Source organism: Sinomonas atrocyanea (genome assembly GCF_030812675.1).
GTDB lineage: Bacteria > Actinomycetota > Actinomycetes > Actinomycetales > Micrococcaceae > Sinomonas > Sinomonas atrocyanea_B.
Window position 1 is genome coordinate 20127 of the sequence record NZ_JAUSTE010000010.1, and the last position, 16411, is coordinate 36537.

Annotated in this window: 14 protein-coding genes; 8 read left to right on the forward strand and 6 right to left on the reverse strand. The window is 73.2% G+C overall.

The genetic code is table 11. The features are described from left to right. Position 1 precedes the first annotated feature (1 nt). Positions 2 to 103, forward strand: coding sequence for an MFS transporter small subunit (locus J2W20_RS19245; RefSeq protein WP_442758771.1), 102 nt, complete (start codon positions 2 to 4; stop codon positions 101 to 103). 111 nt (positions 104 to 214) lie between these two features. After that, positions 215 to 520, forward strand: coding sequence for a hypothetical protein (locus J2W20_RS13935; RefSeq protein WP_307007280.1), 306 nt, complete (start codon positions 215 to 217; stop codon positions 518 to 520). Between the two features lie 102 nt (positions 521 to 622). Here J2W20_RS13935 and J2W20_RS13940 read toward each other — a convergent pair whose 3' ends face one another. Together J2W20_RS13940 and J2W20_RS13945 are read right to left on the reverse strand one after the other, a co-directional pair. Next, positions 623 to 1141: an O-acetyl-ADP-ribose deacetylase gene (locus J2W20_RS13940; protein ID WP_307007281.1), complete on the reverse strand. Its 519-nt coding sequence runs from the start codon at positions 1139 to 1141 to the stop codon at positions 623 to 625. 49 nt (positions 1142 to 1190) lie between these two features. After that, on the reverse strand, positions 1191 to 2144 hold the full coding sequence (locus tag J2W20_RS13945; protein WP_307007282.1) for a pseudouridine synthase: 954 nt from the start codon (positions 2142 to 2144) through the stop codon (positions 1191 to 1193). Between the two features lie 48 nt (positions 2145 to 2192). On the opposite strand from J2W20_RS13945, the gene ppc reads away from it, so the two are divergent. Continuing rightward, complete coding sequence (gene ppc, locus J2W20_RS13950; protein WP_307007283.1) at positions 2193 to 5051, forward strand: phosphoenolpyruvate carboxylase; 2859 nt, start codon at positions 2193 to 2195, stop codon at positions 5049 to 5051. A 101-nt stretch (positions 5052 to 5152) separates the two neighbouring features. Next, entirely contained in the window at positions 5153 to 5578 is a 426-nt protein-coding gene (locus tag J2W20_RS13955; protein ID WP_307007284.1) for an Hsp20/alpha crystallin family protein, read from the forward strand. A 215-nt stretch (positions 5579 to 5793) separates the two neighbouring features. On the opposite strand, the gene ppsA is transcribed toward J2W20_RS13955, so the two are convergent. Next, positions 5794 to 8202, reverse strand: coding sequence for a phosphoenolpyruvate synthase (gene ppsA / locus J2W20_RS13960; protein ID WP_307007285.1), 2409 nt, complete (start codon positions 8200 to 8202; stop codon positions 5794 to 5796). Between the two features lie 5 nt (positions 8203 to 8207). Then, positions 8208 to 8618, reverse strand: coding sequence for a four-helix bundle copper-binding protein (locus tag J2W20_RS13965; protein ID WP_307007286.1), 411 nt, complete (start codon positions 8616 to 8618; stop codon positions 8208 to 8210). Positions 8619 to 8805: 187 nt separating this feature from the next. Between J2W20_RS13965 and J2W20_RS13970 the strand changes: the two genes are divergently transcribed. Then, positions 8806 to 10506 (forward strand): GAF domain-containing sensor histidine kinase, encoded by a 1701-nt coding sequence (locus J2W20_RS13970; RefSeq protein WP_307007287.1) that lies wholly within the window; start codon positions 8806 to 8808, stop codon positions 10504 to 10506. 35 nt (positions 10507 to 10541) lie between these two features. Here J2W20_RS13970 and J2W20_RS13975 read toward each other — a convergent pair whose 3' ends face one another. After that, on the reverse strand, positions 10542 to 11219 hold the full coding sequence (locus tag J2W20_RS13975; RefSeq protein WP_307007288.1) for a response regulator: 678 nt from the start codon (positions 11217 to 11219) through the stop codon (positions 10542 to 10544). Between the two features lie 146 nt (positions 11220 to 11365). Between J2W20_RS13975 and J2W20_RS13980 the strand changes: the two genes are divergently transcribed. Genes J2W20_RS13980 through mgtA form a run of 3 tightly spaced genes read left to right on the forward strand, consistent with a single transcriptional unit; the run spans position 11366 to position 15519 of the window. After that, positions 11366 to 11989 carry a helix-turn-helix domain-containing protein gene (locus tag J2W20_RS13980; RefSeq protein ID WP_307007289.1) on the forward strand — a complete coding sequence of 208 codons (624 nt, stop codon included), beginning with the start codon at positions 11366 to 11368 and terminating at the stop codon, positions 11987 to 11989. Then, a complete protein-coding gene (locus tag J2W20_RS13985) occupies positions 11986 to 12699 on the forward strand; it encodes an SRPBCC domain-containing protein (protein ID WP_307007290.1) in 714 nt (237 codons plus the stop codon). Before J2W20_RS13980 ends, J2W20_RS13985 begins: the two co-directional genes overlap by 4 nt. Before the next feature lie 60 nt (positions 12700 to 12759). Then, positions 12760 to 15519 carry a magnesium-translocating P-type ATPase gene (gene mgtA, locus J2W20_RS13990; protein WP_307007291.1) on the forward strand — a complete coding sequence of 920 codons (2760 nt, stop codon included), beginning with the start codon at positions 12760 to 12762 and terminating at the stop codon, positions 15517 to 15519. On the opposite strand, the gene J2W20_RS13995 is transcribed toward mgtA, so the two are convergent. Then, complete coding sequence (locus J2W20_RS13995; RefSeq protein WP_307007292.1) at positions 15516 to 16397, reverse strand: DNA-formamidopyrimidine glycosylase family protein; 882 nt, start codon at positions 16395 to 16397, stop codon at positions 15516 to 15518. The two genes, mgtA and J2W20_RS13995, sit on opposite strands and share 4 nt — an antisense overlap. Positions 16398 to 16411 lie beyond the last annotated feature (14 nt).

Below are 16411 nucleotides of genomic sequence, written 5' to 3' on the forward strand. Positions count from 1 at the left end.
CATGAAGACCGCACGCCTTGCCCTCGGCTGGATCCTCGTGGGCCTGCCGCTCCTCTACGGGGTCGCGACCACGCTCATGAAGGCCGCCGACCTGTTCGGCTGACCGCTACGCCGGCGCTCCCCGCCGCGCGGCGGCGCGCGATGGCCGTGAGGGCGGAGGCCAGGAGGAAGCGCGGGCCCGCGCTCACCCTCGCGGCTTCGGTACGGTGGCCCCATGCCCAGCTACCGCGCCGTCCTCCAGATCACGGGCCTGCGCCCAGGCCAGCCGCCGGAGCGGGTCATGGATGCCGCCCGTGAGGCCCTCGGCTCGCTCCACCACGTCGAGGCCCACCAGATCGACGTGGTCCGGGGCGTCCCCCAGATCACGCTGCGGTTCCTCGTCGAGGCCGAGAACGACGACGCCGAGGTCGCCGCCGCCCGCCGGGCCGCGCTGGTCCTGCAGGACGCGGTGGAGGATGTGGCGACCACGGGCAGGCTGCAGGTGCTCCGGCGCCGGCGCGGGGCCTGGATCCCGGTGTAGCCGGGCAGGAACTGCGTCACTCACCGCCCCATCGGGCCCGTTTCGGGCGGATCCGACCGTGAATGGTGCAGTTTCGCGCGCCGCAGGTCCCCAGCGGCCGGCTCAGCCCGCCCGGTGCAGCGCGGCGGCGAAGGCGGCGGCGGTCGTCGCCCCGAACAGCACGAATTCGACGCGCTCCACCGTCCCGGGGTCCGCGGCCCGGACGGTCTCGATCGCCGTCGCCGCCACCACGTCCCGGTCCCACCCGTAGATCCCCGCCGAGATCGCGGGGAACGCGACGGACGCCGCGCCGAGGCTCCGGGCCACCGCCAGGCTCTCGGCGAAGCACGAGGCGAGCAGGGCCCGGTCCCGCTGGCCCGCGTTCCAGTTCGGCCCCACGGTGTGGATCACCCAGGACGCCGGCAGCCGGAACGCCGGGGTCGCCACGGCCTCGCCCACCGGCAGGCCGCCGGGGAGGCGGGTCTGGCGGAGGTCGCGGCAGGCCTCGAGGAGCTCCGGGCCCGCGGCCCGGTGGATCGCGCCGTCCACGCCCCCTCCGCCGAGCAGCGAGGAGTTCGCGGCGTTCACGATCGCGTCGACCCGACGCGTGGTGATGTCCCCTTCGACGATGTCGATCTGCATGCCACCAGTGTGCGCCTCCACGGGCCAGGCGGCGGACCAGGCGGCGGGATCAGGCGGGGGACTCCTGCAGGGAGAGCCGGCTGCGGAACTCCGTCTCCCGGTTGGTCAGCGGGTCCCGGAATCGGATCCCCCGCGCGAGGAGCTGGAGGGGGCGCGTGTAGTCGTCCGGGGCCTGGTCCAGCAGCACCGGGTAGAACGGATCGTGCAGGATCCCGGCCCCGAGCCCGGCCATGTGGACGCGCAGCTGGTGGGTCTTGCCGGTGTGCGGCTCGAGCCGGAACAGCGCGCGCGGCGCATCCGCCGGCCCGCCCACGCGCTCCAGGCTCACGCGGGTCTCGGCGTTCGGCTCGCCCTCCACCACCGAGGCGAGGAGGTAGTCGCGCCGCTTCTCCATGCGGTTGCGGACGACGACGGGTGCCGCGAACCGCTCGGCCGCCCACTCGGCGTCGTGGGCCGCGGCCCCGGCGGGGGCGAGCGCGGAGACGCACTCGTACTCCTTCCGCACGGCCCGCCGCTCGAAGAGGACCTGGTACTTCCCTCGGGTGTCCGGGTTCACAGAGAACAGCAGCACCCCGGCCGTCATGCGGTCCAGACGGTGCATGGGGATGAGGTCGGGCAGGTCCAGGGCGTTGCGCAGCCGCACGAGCGCCGACTCCTGGATGTAGGCGCCGCCCGGGGTGGTGGGGAGGAAGTGCGGCTTGTCCGCGACCAGGACGTGCTCGTCGCGGTGCAGCACGGTGATCTCCACCGGCAGCCGCTCCTCCGGCGGCAGCGTGCGGTAGTACCAGATGAACGTGTGCTCCTCGAGCGGCGTGGCCCGGTCCAGGGGGGAGCCGTCCATCCCGACGATCTCGCCGCCGTCGAACCTGGCCAGGATCCCCTCCGGGTCGATGTGCCCCCAGCGGTGCAGCATGTAGTCCAGCGCGGTGTCCCACGGTCCCTCGGCCGGCAGCCGCAGGCGGGTCGCGTTGACGCCGTCGCGCACGGGCAAGGGGGATTTCATCACCTATCAAGGGTATCCTCGCGCTGGAAACCTAGCCTCTGGAGTGCCATGCCCGCGTCTTTCGACGCCCCAGATCCCGCCGCCACGCCGCCGGAGGACGCCGCCCCCGCCGCGGAGCTGCGCGCCGACGTCCGGCGCGTCTCGACCCTGCTCGGCGAGTCCCTCGTGCGCCAGCACGGCCAGGGGCTCCTGCGCCTGGTCGAGGAGGTGCGGCTGCTGACCAAGGAGTCGAAGGAGGCCGCGCGCGGCGGGGCGGGGGCGCTCGGCCCGTGGAACGCGGCCGACGTCGCCGCGCAGGTCCGCGAGCTGCTCGCCTCCCTGCCGCTCGAGCAGGCGACCGAGCTCGTGCGGGCCTTCGCGTTCTACTTCCACCTGGCCAACGCCGCCGAGCAGCTGCACCGGGTGCGGGAGCTGGGGGAGAGGCCGGACGACGCCGGGTGGCTGGCCGCCGCCGTCCGGGACATCGCCGAGCAGGCCGGCCCGGAGGCCCTCCAGCAGGCGGTGGACTCCCTTGACGTCCGCCCGGTCTTCACTGCCCACCCCACCGAGGCCACGCGCCGCTCCGTCCTGGACAAGCTCCGGGCGATCGACCGCATCCTCGAGGTGCCCGCCGCCGAGGGCTCGGCGCTCAGGCGGCGGCAGGACCGGCGCCTGGCGGAGATCATCGACCAGATGTGGCAGACCGACGAGGTCCGCCTCGTGAGTCCGGCCCCGCTCGACGAGGCCCGCAATGCGGTCTACTACCTGGGCGAGATCCTCACCGGGGCACTGCCGGAGGTCCTCGACCAGCTCGCCGACCTCCTCGCCGAACACGGGGTCACGCTCCCGCCGGGGCGCGCACCCCTGCGGTTCGGCTCCTGGATCGGCGGGGACCGGGACGGCAACCCGAACGTCACCCCGGAGGTGACGCGCGAGATCCTGGGGCTGCAGAACCAGACCGCGGTGCGGATCGCCGTGGGGGTCATGGACGAGCTCATCAGCTCCCTGTCGAACTCGACCGACCTCACGCCGGTGGTGCCCGAGCTCGAGGAGTCGATCCGCCACGACCTGGACCGGCTCCCGGCACTCGACCCGCGCGTCCTGGAGCTCAACGCCCACGAGCCGTATCGGCTCAAGCTGACCTGCATCAAGGCCAAGCTGCTCAACACCGGCCGCCGCGTGGCCTCCGGCGCGGCCCACGAGCCCGGCCGCGACTACATCAACGCCGCCCAGCTCGCGGCGGACCTCGATGTCGTCGAGCGGTCCCTCCGCTCGCACTCGCCGCTGGCGGCCGACGGCGTGCTGGGCACCGCCCGCCGCGTCCTCGCCTCGTTCGGGCTGCACCTCGCGACGCTGGACATCCGCGAGCACGCCGACTACCACCACGAGGCCGTGGGGCTCCTGCTCGACCCGCTCGGCGAGCTGCCGAGGCCGTTCCTCGAGCTGCCGCGCGCCGAGCGCCAGCGCGTGCTGGCCCGCGAACTCGGCTCGCGGCGTCCCCTCTCCGGCCACCCGGTGGTCCTCCCCGGGCACGCGGGCAGGATCTACGAGACGATGCGGGTGATCCGCCAGGCCCGGCGGCTCCTCGGCCCCGACGTCATCGAGACGTACATCGTGTCCGTGACCCGCGGGCCCGACGACGTCCTGGCCGCCGCGCTGCTGGCCCGCGAGGCCGGGCTCGTCCGGCTCTTCGGGGACGAGCCGTACTCGCACATCGGGTTCGCGCCGCTGCTCGAGTCGCTCGAGGAGCTGCGGCATGCGGCGGAGATCGTTGACGGGCTGCTGTCCGAGCCGGCGTACCGCGAGCTCGTGCGGCTGCGCGGGGACGTGCAGGAGGTCATGCTGGGGTACTCGGACTCCAACATGGAATCCGGCGTGTTCACGAGCCAGTGGGAGATCCACAAGGCCCAGCGGAACCTGCGCGACGTCGCCGCCCGCCACGGGGTGCGGCTGCGGCTGTTCCACGGCCGCGGCGGCTCGGTGGGCCGCGGAGGCGGCCCCACGTACGAGGCCATCATGGCCCAGCCGAACGGTGTCCTCGAGGGCGAGATCAAGTTCACCGAGCAGGGCGAGGTCATCTCGGACAAGTACTCGCTGCCCGGCCTGGCACGCGAGAACCTCGAGCTCTCGCTCGCCGCCGTCATGCGGGCCACGGCGCTGCACCGGGACCCCCACACCGCCCTGCGCGACCGCGAGCGCTTCAGCGCCCTCATGGACCTCGTCTCGGACGCGGCGTTCGCCCGGTACCGGACCCTCATCGACGACCCGGACCTGCCGGCCTACTTCCTCGCGTCGACGCCGGTGGAGCTCATCGGTCGGCTCAACATCGGGTCCCGCCCGGCGCGGCGGCCCGAGGCGGAGCCGGCGTCGGACGGGCTCCCCGGGCTGGAGGGGATGCGGGCGATCACCTGGGTCTTCGGCTGGACCCAGTCGCGGCAGATCGTCCCCGGCTGGTTCGGGGTCGGGTCGGGGCTGCGGGCGGCCCGGGAGGCGGGCAAGGACCGCGAGCTGCGCGAGATGTACGCGCGCTGGCCCATCTTCGCCTCGGTCATCTCCAACGTCGAGATGACCCTGGCCAAGACCGACCTCGAGATCGCCTCGCACTACGTCTCGACCCTCGTCCCGCCCGGGCTGCACCGGTTCTTCGACGCGATCCGCGCCGAGTTCGAGCTGACGGTGGCCGAGGTGCGCCGGCTCACCGGGGAGTCGGAGCTGCTCGATGCCTCCCCGACGCTCAAGCGGACGCTCGAGATCCGGGACCAGTACCTCGACCCGATCAGCTACCTGCAGGTCGAGCTGCTGCGCCGGCTCCGCTCCGGCGCGGAGGGGGAGCACGACGTCGAGGGGCCGGGAACCGCGGAGAAGCTGCAGCGGGCACTGCTCATCACCATCAACGGAGTCGCCGCGGGCCTGCGCAACACTGGCTAGCCCAGGGGGGACCATAGGCCCTTCCTCCCCGGACGGGCGCGCGGCAGGCTGGTTCCGGTGGGACCGCCAGGAGCCCCGCCGAGGGAGGAAGGTGAGCAGAGATGACTGAACTGACCCGATGGTTCGACTCGCGTCGCACGCCCTTCGAGCTCATCGAGAGGCTCTTCGAGGGCGACGCGGGCCAGGGCGCGGGCATCAAGGTCGAGGAGGTGCGCGACGGCGATTCGCTGGTGGTCCGGGCCGAGCTCCCCGGCATCGACCCCGAGAAGGACGTCGACGTGAGCGTCTCCAACGGGGCCCTCCACATCAGCGCGCACCGCGAGGAGAAGTCCGAGGAGAAGTCGAAGGGCTCCTACCGCAGCGAGTTCCGCTACGGCTCGTTCTCCCGGACGCTGCCGCTGCCGGAGGGCGCGACGGCCGAGTCGGTCACGGCTTCCTACAAAGACGGCGTGCTCGAGGTCCGGGTGCCGGTTCCCACGACGCCGCCCGCGCCGCCGTCATCCAAGGTCCAGGTCACGCGCGGCTGAGGCCTGGCGTCCGGGCAGCGGCCTCAAGCAGCTGGGACTGCCGTCCGGAAGAGGTGGCCCCGCACCGTACAGGACACCCTGTGTGATGCGGGGCCACCTCCCTGTGTTGAGGGGTCATGTCCCTGCGCTGAGGGGTCATGTCCCTGCGCTGACCAGGCGGCGGAGCCAAGGCCCCCATGACCCTGGCTCCACCGTCCGGAGTGTGATGGCGGCGCCTACTCGTGCCGCAGGAGGCGGGCCTCGGCCTCGGCGATGATCGGCACGGTGCGCAGCACGCTGTCCGGATTGAGGGAGATCGAATCGATCCCCTCGCCCACGAGGAACTCGGCGAAGTCCGGGTGGTTGCTGGGCCCCTGACCGCAGATCCCAATCGGGATGCCCGCGGCGTGCGCCTTGCGGATGGCCTCGGAGATCATCGTCGTGACCGCCTCGTCCCGCTCGTCGAACTGCGCGGCCAGGCGCGCCGAGTCCCGGTCCACGCCGAGGACGAGCTGCGTGAGGTCGTTGGAGCCGATCGAGAAGCCGTCGAAGCGGGCCGCGAACTTCTCGGCGAGGACCACGTTGGAGGGGATCTCGCACATCATGTAGACCTTGAGGCCGTTCTCGCCCCTCGCCAGCCCATGCTCCGCCATGGCGGCGAGGACGGCGTCGGCCTCCGCCGGGGTCCGGCAGAACGGGACCATGACCACGACGTTGGCGAACCCGAGCTCCTCGCGCGCCTTCTTCAGGGCGCGGCACTCGAGCGCGAACCCCTCCCGGTAGCGCTCGTCGTGGTAGCGGGAGGCGCCGCGGAAGCCGAGCATCGGGTTCTCCTCGGCCTCCTCGAAGGCGGCCCCGCCGAGCAGGTTCGCGTACTCGTTCGTCTTGAAGTCGCTCAGCCGCACGATCGCCGGGCCGGGATGGAACGGCGCCGCGATCTTCGCGATGGCGGTGGCGAGACGGTCCACGAAGTACTCGGTCGGGTCCCGGTACCCGCGGCTGAGCGCCGCGATCTCCTCCTGGTCCGCGGCATCGGCCACCTTCTCGGGGTGCACGAGCGCCATCGGGTGGACGCGGATGAGGCCCGAGATGATGAACTCCATCCGTGCAAGCCCCACGCCCGCCGCGGGGAGCCGCCACCAGCGGAACGCGGCGGACGGGTCGGCGAGGTTCACCATGACGTGCGTGCGGGTCGCGGGGAGGGCGCCGACGTCGGCCTCCTCCACCGTGAACGGGATCCTGCCGCCCAGCACGAGCCCCTCGGCGCCCTGGGCGCACGAGACGGTGACCGGCGCGGCGTCGGCGATGGCCGAGGTGCCGCTGACCGTGCCCACCACGGCCGGGACCCCCAGCTCCCGGCTCACGATCACCGCGTGGCTCGTGGGCCCGCCGTGGTCGGTGACGATGCCGGAGGCCCGCTTCATCACGGGCACCCAGTCGGGGTCGGTCATGGTCGTCACGAGCACGGCGCCGTCGCGGAAGCTGGCGATCTGGGAGGGGTCGGCGATGACGCACGCCTCGCCCGCGGCGATGGCCTCCCCGATTGCGGCCCCCCGGGCCAGCACCGGCCCCGTCCCCTCGAGCCGGTGGACCGTCAGCGCGCCTGCGCTGCGCTTGGCCTGCACCGTCTCCGGCCTGGCCTGGACCATGAAGAGCTCACCCGTCTGGCCGTCCTTGGCCCACTCCATGTCCATCGGCCGGCCGTAGTGCTCCGCCACGGCGGTGGCCCAGCGCGCGAGCGTGAGGACCTCGGCGTCGTCGAGCACGAACGCGGCGCGCTCCGCGGCCGAGGTCTCGAGCAGGACCGTCCCCGTGCCGCCGCGGGCGAAGACGAGCTTGTGCTCCTTGGCGCCCGCGGTCCGCCCGATGATCGGCCGCAGGCCCGGATCGGCCAGGAGCGGGGAGAACACCTCGTACGAGTCCGGGTTCACGGTGCCCTGCACCACCGTCTCGCCCAGCCCCCACGCGGCGCTGATCTCCACTACGCGCGGGAACCCGGACTCGGTGTCGAGGGAGAACATCACGCCCGAGCCGGCGAGGTCGGAACGGACCATGCGCTGCACCCCGATCGAGAGCGCCACGTCCAGGTGGTCAATCCCGTGCAGCTCGCGGTACGTGATCGCGCGGTCCGTGAACAGCGAGGCGTAGCACCGCCGGCAGGCGGCGAGCAGCTCGTCCTCTCCGGAGACGTTGAGGAAGGTCTCCTGCTGGCCCGCGAAGCTGGCCTCGGGCAGGTCCTCCGCGGTCGCACTGCTGCGCACTGCCACGGCGGGCCGCTCCTGGCCCACGCGGCCGGCGAGGGCGCGGTAGGCGGCGGCGACCGCCGTCCTGAGCGCCTCGGGGAGCGGCGCAGCGAGGACGAGTTCCCGGACGGCCGCGCCGGTCGCCTTGAGGCCAGACTGCCCCGCGCGGAATGCGGTCAGCAGCGAGGCCATCGTGGGACGGATGCCGGCGTCGTCGAGGTAGAGGCGGTAGGCGTCCGCGGTGGTGGCGAAGCCCTCGGGAACGGCCACGCCCACGGAGGCCAGGTGCCGGGTGAGCTCGCCGAGCGAGGCGTTCTTCCCGCCCACCCGCGGGACGTCGACGATGCCGACGTCGTCGAACCCCACCACGAGCTCGGTGCCCGGGCGGGCGGGGGCGCTCATGCGGCTCAGTCCAGCGCGAGCATGGCGGCGGCGGCTGCGCGGACGCGGGTGCAGGAGTCAGCGGTGACCCGGCAGTGCGGATAGGCGCCCGCATACACGCGGCACACGTCCTCGCACAGTGCGCTCACGTCGTCGAGAGCACGCAGGACGGACGCGGGCGTGGGCCCGAAGTCCGAGCCGAAGCGGGAGAGGATCTGCGCGGACGCGGAGCAGATCGCCGCGCAGTTCAGCTGGGCCCGGATAACGCGCGTCAGATGGGCGACCCCGGGCTCCTCGAGGCAGCTGTCGGCACCGGTCGTGCAGGCCTGGGTGCAGGCGAGCGCCGCGTCGATGCACTCGCTGAGGGCCGTTCGCTGCGCCTCGGTCATGTCCGGCGCGGCCGGATGCACGACGAGGGCCTGACGGGCGTGTGACATGGGCTCTCCTGGTCATCGGTCGCGGTGCGGGACGGGCGATGCCGCTCCTGAGAGATTGTGCTGGCGGGCCTCCTGCGGGCGCGAGAGTCTTTGGTCCCGTGGCCCCCGAGGATGCGCGGCCGCGAGGGTGGTGGTGGGGCGCCCCCGTGTGCATACTGATGGCGGGGAGGGGCGGTGGAAGCTTTCCATGGATGATGCATCGATCTTGCCCGGGAGCGCGGCGAGCCGGATCGAGGACCTGCTCCAACAGTTCGTCTCACGGGCCCACGAGCTGCTCGCGACCCAGGAGCGGATGCGCGGCCTGCTGGCGGCGGTCGTCTCCATCGCCGAGGACCTCACCCTCGAGGCCGTCCTGGACCGCGTGGTCACGTCAGCGCGCGAGCTCGTCGGGGCCAAGTACGCGGCCCTCGGCGTCCTCGGTCCGGAGGGGACCGCGCTGAGCCACTTCCTCACGGCCGGGATGGACGAGGAAACCGTGCAGCGGATCGGGCCGCGGCCCACCGGGCACGGCGTCCTCGGGCTCCTGATCCACGAACCGCACCCGCTCCGGCTCCACGACCTCGGCACCCACGCCGACTCCTACGGGTTCCCGCCCGAGCACCCGCCGATGAGGACCTTCCTCGGCGTCCCGATCCGTGTCCGCGACGAGGTGTTCGGCAACCTCTACCTGACCGAGAAGGCCGACGGCGAGGACTTCAACGCCGAGGATGAGGACCTCGTGGTGGCCCTCGCCGCCGCGGCCGGGGTCGCGATCGAGAACGCCAGGCTCTTCACGGACATCGGCCGGCGGCAGCGCTGGCGCGAGGCGAGCATGGACGTGGCGGGGAGGCTGTTCGGCCTCGAGGACCTCGCCGGGGGCAGCAGCTTCATCGCCGAGCAGACGGTGGCCATCGCCGGGGCGCAGGTGGTGGCCATTGCCCGCGCGCGGGCCACCGGGATGGGGCACGAGTGGCGGGCCGTCGCGGGCCCCCGCAAGGAGTGCTTCGACGAGACCGCGCGGGCCGCGGCGATCGCGCTCGCGGCCAAGGTCTCGATGACCGGTGAGACGCTCGAGCTCGCGGGCCCGGAGGCCTTCGGCCCCGGCACGCCGGTGCGGTACGCCCTCGTGGTGCCCTGCGGGCAGCCGGGGCAGGATGCCGGCGCCGCCCTGATCGGGCGCATGGACGGCGAACCGGCGTTCGGTCCGGTCGACGTCGAGATGGCGCCCGTGTTCTGCTCCTACGCCTCACTCGCGCTGCAGGTGGCGCGGCAGCACCGGCAGCGCGAGGAGCTGCTCGTCTTCACCGACCGCGACCGGATCGCCCGCGACCTCCACGACGTGGTGATCCAGCGGCTCTTCGCCGCAGGCCTGAGCCTGCAGGGGCTGCGGCGGTTCGTCACCCCCGGTGCGGACGGAGGCCGGGCGGCCGAGAAGATCGACTCGATCACCGGCGAGCTGGACGAGACGATCGCCGCGCTGCGCAACACGATCTACTCGCTCAACGAGGCCAAGTCGGGGGACAGCCTGAGTGCCCGCCTCGTCCGAGTGGTCCAGGAGGTGACAGGGGAACTGCCCACCACGCCGCGCGTGGAGCTGCTCGGGCCGATTGACACCGCGGTCCCGCCGGCGGTCGCCGACCAGGCGCTCGCCGTGCTGACCGAGGGGGTCTCCAACGTGGTCCGGCACGCCCAGGCGGACTCGCTGTTTGTCACGGCGACGGTGGCCGACGGCGAGTTCGAGCTCGTCGTGGCCGACGACGGGCATGGGCTCGGGGAGACGACGAGGCGCAGCGGGCTGAGGAACGTGGCCGAGCGCGCCGAGGCCCTCGGGGGCCGCTTCGAGCTCGGTCCGGCGGAGGACGGCGGCACGCGGCTGCGCTGGGCCGTCCCCATCACCGTCATCGGCTGAGGAACCTGTGGACCAGGCTTAGTGGGAATCCGGGCTCAGTAGAAGTGGGGCGCGTTGCGGGCCACGAACAGCGCGGCCTGGGTCCGCCGCTCGAAGCCGAGCTTGGCCAGGAGGGAGGAGACGTAGTTCTTGACGGTCTTCTCCGCCAGGAACAGCTTCTCGCCGATCTCCCGGTTGGTCATGCCCTCGCCGATGAGCGCCAGGACCCGGCGCTCCTGCGGGCTGAGGAGCTCCAGGCGGGGATCGAGCTCCTCTTCCTGGGGCTTGAGCCCCTCGAGGGCCTTGGCCTTCACCGCCGGGTCGAAGAGGGAGGCGCCGTGGGCCGCGCGGCGCAGCGCGGTCACGAGGTCGGTCCCGCGGATCTCCTTGAGGACGTAGCCGCTCGCGCCGGCGAGGATCGCACCGCGGAGGGACTGGTCGTCGTCGTAGCTCGTGAGCATGACGCACGCCAGGGACGGGTCCACCGAGTGGACGTCGCGGCACACCTCGATCCCGGTCCCGTCCGGCAGCCGCACATCCAGCACCGAGACGTCCGGCTTGAGCGCAGGGATGCGGCGCGTGGCCTCGGCGGCGGTTCCGGACGTCCCGACCACCTCGAATCCCTCGCCCTCGAGGAGCTCCTGGAGCCCCCGGCGCACGAGCTCGTGGTCGTCGAGGATGAAGACGCGCAGGCGCTCGTCCCCCGAGTCCGGGGTGGGCGTTTCGTGCGGCACGGCGGCGGTCCTTCCCTGAAATGTGGCAGGCGGCTGTCGCGTCCATTCTGTCCGCGGGGCGGCGGCGTTGCTAGGGCCTTACGGAGGAAGTGCTCGACATCCTTTCCGTCCTTGACAAAAAATATTGTCGGTTGGACTATAGAGGCATGCAGGACGTCATGGTCATCGAGGACCCCGCCGCGGCCGCCGCGAGCCTGGACCCGCTCAGGGCCCGGCTCCTGCGGGAGCTGGCCGCGCCGTCGTCCGCGGCGGCGTTGGCCGCGAAGGTGGGGCTGCCCCGCCAGAAGGTCAACTACCACCTCCGCGCCCTCGAGGACCACGGGCTCGTCGCGCTCCTGGAGGAGCGGCGCAAGGGCAACGTCATGGAGCGCGTCCTGCAGGCCACCGCGGCGTCCTACATCATCTCCCCGGCTGCGCTCGCGGTCGTCGAGCCCGATCCCGAGCGCCTCCGGGACCGCTTCAGCGCCTACTGGCTCCTCGCCCTCGCCGCGCGCACCGTCAGGGAGGTGGGGCGCCTGCTCGCCGGCGCGGTCGCGGCGGGACGGCAGCTGGCCACCTTTGCGGCCGACGGCGAGATCACCTTCGCGTCCGCGGCCTCGCGGGCGGCGTTCGCGACCGAGCTGGGCGCCGAGGTGGCCAGGCTCGCCGCCAAGTACCACGATCCCTCGGCGACCGGCGGGCGGCGGCACCGGCTCGTCGTCGTGCTCCACCCCGCCCTCAAGCCGGACGCCGCCACCGGCTCCGCACCAGACCAGGAGGTCCAGCCATGACCGAGCAGCACCCCTTCGAGATCGTCCAGGACGTAGTCCTCCACGCAGCCCCCGAGCGGATCTGGGAGGCCGTCACCGACGGCACCGCCGCGTGGATGTTCCCCACCGACCAGTGGCCGGCGGTCCGCACGGTCGAGGACTATCCCCGTCACCTCGTCTCCCGCATGGAGGGCCCCGACGGCTGGTACAACCAGCTCGAGCACGTCCTCACCCCCGGGCCCGAGGGGACGAACCTGCACTACGTGCACTCCGGCATCCTCACGGACAACTGGGAGCAGCAGTACGACGGCGCCGCCCAGCACACCCTCTTCTACCTCCACACCCTCGGCGAGTACCTCGAGCACTTCGACGGCCGCGCCGTCTCCTTCGTGGACGTCCAGGGCCCGGACGGCGCCACGGCGCCCGACGCCCTCGAGCGGTTCGCCGCCGCGCTCGCCCTGACCGACGTGATGGCGGGGGAGAAGAAGGACCTCGGCCTCCCGGGCCTCGGGCCCGTCGAGGCCACCGTGGACTACGCCACCGGACCCTTCCTCGGCCTGCGGACCGAGGACGCGATGGTGCGCGTGTTCGGCCGGGAGGCCTTCGGCCAGCGGCTGGGCCTGACGGTCCACGACTTCTCGCTGGACACGGCGGACGACGCCGCACGGTCGGCCCGTGCCCAGGAGCACGCCGAGGCGTGGGGCGAGTACCTCGGGGCGCTGTACGCCTGATCCGGCAGCCCTGATCCCGCGCGGCGCCCTGGGCCGCTACGCCCGGCGTAGCATGGCCCCGTGAGCGTCGAGACCGTCTCCGAGCGGGTCCAGCTGTCCGCCGCCGAGGCCGCGGCCATGCCCATCGAGGGGGTGCTCGCGGCCCTCGGCACGTCCGCCCGCGGGCTCGACGAGGCCGAGGCCGCCCGCCGGCTCGCGCAGGGCGCCAACGTGCTCGAGGCGCGCCGGGTGAGCTGGTTCCACGTGCTGGTGCGCCAGTTCGCGAGCCCGCTGCAGGCGCTGCTCGTCGCGGCCGCCGCGATGTCCTTCGCGACCGGCGACCGCCTCAACGCGAGCATCATCGTCGCCATCCTGCTCGGCAGCGCGCTGCTCGGGTTCGTCAACGAGTTCCGGGCAGAGAAGACCGCCGCGGACCTCCACAGCCGGATCTCGCACACGGTGGTCGCCGTGCGCGGCGGGACCGAGCGGACCGTGCCGGTGCGCGAGCTCGTCCCGGGGGACGTCATCAGGGTCAGCCTCGGCGGCATCGTCCCGGCGGATGCCCGCGTCCTCGAGGCCGTGGGGCTCGAGGCCGACGAGGGCGTGCTCACCGGCGAGTCGGCCGCTGTCGAGAAGTCCCCCGAGGCCGTGCCCCAGGGCTCCGACCTCGCGGACCTGACCGACTGCGTCCTCATGGGGACGGTGGTCCACGCCGGCTCGGCGCGCGCGGTGGTGACGGCGACCGGGCGCGGCACGGAGTTCGGCCGGATCGCCGCCGGCCTCGCCCAGGGCCTGCCCGAGACGAGCTTCCAGAGGGGCCTCAAGGAGTTCTCCCTCATGCTCCTGTGGGTCGGCGTCGCGCTGACCGCGGGCATCCTCGTGATCAACCTGCTCCTGCAGCGGCCGTTCCTGGACTCGGTCCTGTTCTCCCTCGCGATCGCCGTGGGCATCACGCCGCAGCTGCTGCCCGCCGTCGTGAGCACCTCCCTCGCCGCCGGCTCCCGCCTGCTGGCCAAGCGCGGCGTACTCGTCAAGCGGCTCCTCGCGATCGAGGACCTGGGGAACCTCGACGTCCTCATCACCGACAAGACGGGGACCCTCACCGAGGGCCGGATCGGCTTCGAGGAAGCGGTCCCCGCGGCCCCGCGGGGAGCGGGCGACCCGGCCGGACCCGACGCGGCCCCCGGCCAGGCCGAGCGGCGGCTCGCCGAGCTCGCCATGCTGTGCTGCGAGGCCGATCCCTCGGTGCCCGGCGCCTCCGGGGCGGGGCAGAACCCCGTGGACGCCGCGCTGTGGGAGGCCTTCGAGGGCCTTCCCGCCGCCCTCGCGGACCGCCGCCGGCTCTCGATGCGGCCCTTCGACCACGAGAGCCGGACCATGGAGACCGTGGTCGCCCCGGCCGCGGGCGGCGAGGGGCCCGTGCGCATCCTCAAGGGGGCCCCCGAGGCCGTCCTCGAGGCCTGTGCGGGCGTCAGCGACGCTGACCGCGCCGCGCTCGAGACGCTGTTCCGGCGCGGGGCGCGGGTGGTCGCCGTCGCGAGCGGCCCCGCCTCCGGGGCGGGTCCGGCGGCGCACGACGACGCCGGTCAGCTCGCGCTCGCCGGGTACCTCAGCTTCATCGACCGGCCCAAGGCGGACGCGCGCGAGTCGCTCGCGCGGCTCGAAGGCCTGGGCGTGGACGTCAAGATCGCCACCGGCGACAACGCTCTCGTCGCCGAGCACGTCACCTCGGTGCTCAAGATGAGCCCGGGCTCGGTGCTGACGGGCACCGAGGTCGAGGCGATGGACGACGACGCCCTCGCGGCGGCCGCGCCCGGAACCCGCGTGTTCGCCCGGGTCTCGCCCGAGCAGAAGGCCAGGATCGTCACGGTCCTGCGGCGCACCCACTCCGTCGGGTTCCTCGGCGACGGCGTCAACGACGCGCTCGCGCTCAACAGGGCCGACGTGGGGATCTCCGTCGACTCGGCGACGGACGTCGCGAAGGACGCGGCCGACGTCGTGCTCCTCGAGAAGGACCTCGGCGTCCTGGCCGACGGCGTCACCGGGGGCCGGCGGATCTTCGCCAACACGATCAAGTACCTGCTCATGGGCACGAGCAGCAACTTCGGCAACATGTTCTCGGCCGCCGCCGCGAGCGCGTTCCTGACCTTCCTGCCCATGCTCCCGGGCCAGATCCTGCTCAACAACCTGCTCTACGACTCGAGCCAGCTCGCCATACCCACCGACAGGGTGGACCGCGAGCAGCTGCGCAAGCCCGCCCACTGGGACATCGGGGCGATCCGGCGGTTCATGGTCGTGTTCGGGCCCATCTCCTCGCTGTTCGACTTCGCGACGTTCGGGCTCATGCTGTGGGTCTTCAACGCCGCGCCCGAGGAATTCCGGGCCGGCTGGTTCGTGGAGTCGCTCGCGACCCAGACCCTCATCGTGTTCGCGATCCGCACGCGCCGCATCCCGTTCCTGCGCTCCCGGGCGTCCGTCGCGCTGACGGTGAGCGTGCTCGCCGTCGTGGTGGTCGGCGCGGTGCTGCCGTACACGGCCGCCGGGGCGCTCGTCGGGTTCCACCCCCTTCCCCCGGACTTCTTCCTCGCGCTCGTGGGGATGGTGCTCCTGTACCTGGTCCTCGTCGAGGTCGCCAAGCACTTCTACTACCGCGCCGCCGACGCCCGCCTGGCCCGCGAGGCCCCCGCCCGCGCGCAGGCCCGCATGGCCGCCCGCGTCGCCCTCGGGCTGCACCACGGCGGCGCCCGCGTGCACCGGCGCGCGGCGCCGTTCCTCGTGCACACGGGCAGGCCCAAGTTCCGGCGTCCGCCGGGCCACGGGGTCGCCCCGGGCCGCCGCTAGCCGCGCCCCCGGCCGGGCTGGTCCTGCCGAGGCGGCTGGCAGCTGGGGCAGTAGTAGATGTCGCGCTCGCGGGTGTCCCCGAGCCGCGTCCCCGTGCCCGGCACCGGCTCGGCGAGCGTGCTGTGCCGGATCCGGGTCCTGCAGCGCAGGCACGGCTGCCCGGCGCGCCCGTACACCCAGGTGCCGTTGCGCGGGCCGAATCCGCCCACCGTGTTCCGGGACCGCGCCTTGTTCGCCTCGAGGAGCCGCTTGGCCGTCGCGACCATCCCCGCGAGGTCCGGGACCTCGCCGACCGGGGTGTCCGGATGCACGCGGGAGAGGAAGCACAGCTCGCACCGGTAGATGTTGCCGACCCCGGCGAGGTTGCGCTGGTCGAGCAGCGCGAGGCCGATGGCGCGGTCGGGCTGGGCGCGCAGGTTCGCCTCGGCGCGTTCAGCGTCCCAGTCCGGGCCGAGCAGGTCGGGGCCGAGGTGGCCGACGGCATCGCCCTCCTGCGCGGTCGCGATGACCTCGAGCATGCCGAGGGAGAAGCCCACGGCGCTCGTGCCGTCCTCGGCGGTGAGGGCCGCGCGCGCCGTGTGCGCGGGCTTGCGCCACCGCTCGCCGGGGGCATAGACCTGCCAGCTGCCCTCCATCGAGAGGTGGGAGTGGATGCTGAGGCGGCCCTCGGGGGCGGCCGCGGCGGCGCCACCGGGCCCGGGCGGGGCGAGGCGGTGGAGGAGGTGCTTGCCGCGGGAGACGACCCCGAGGACGGTCCAGCCGGACAGGTCCAGGGTCGCGAAGGCGGGCACGCGGAAGTCGCTCGCGGCGAGGCGCTTGCCGGCGAGGGCCGCGTCCATCCTGCGCGCGGCCTGGTAGACGTTGTCACCCTCGGGCATCGGGCTGGATCCTC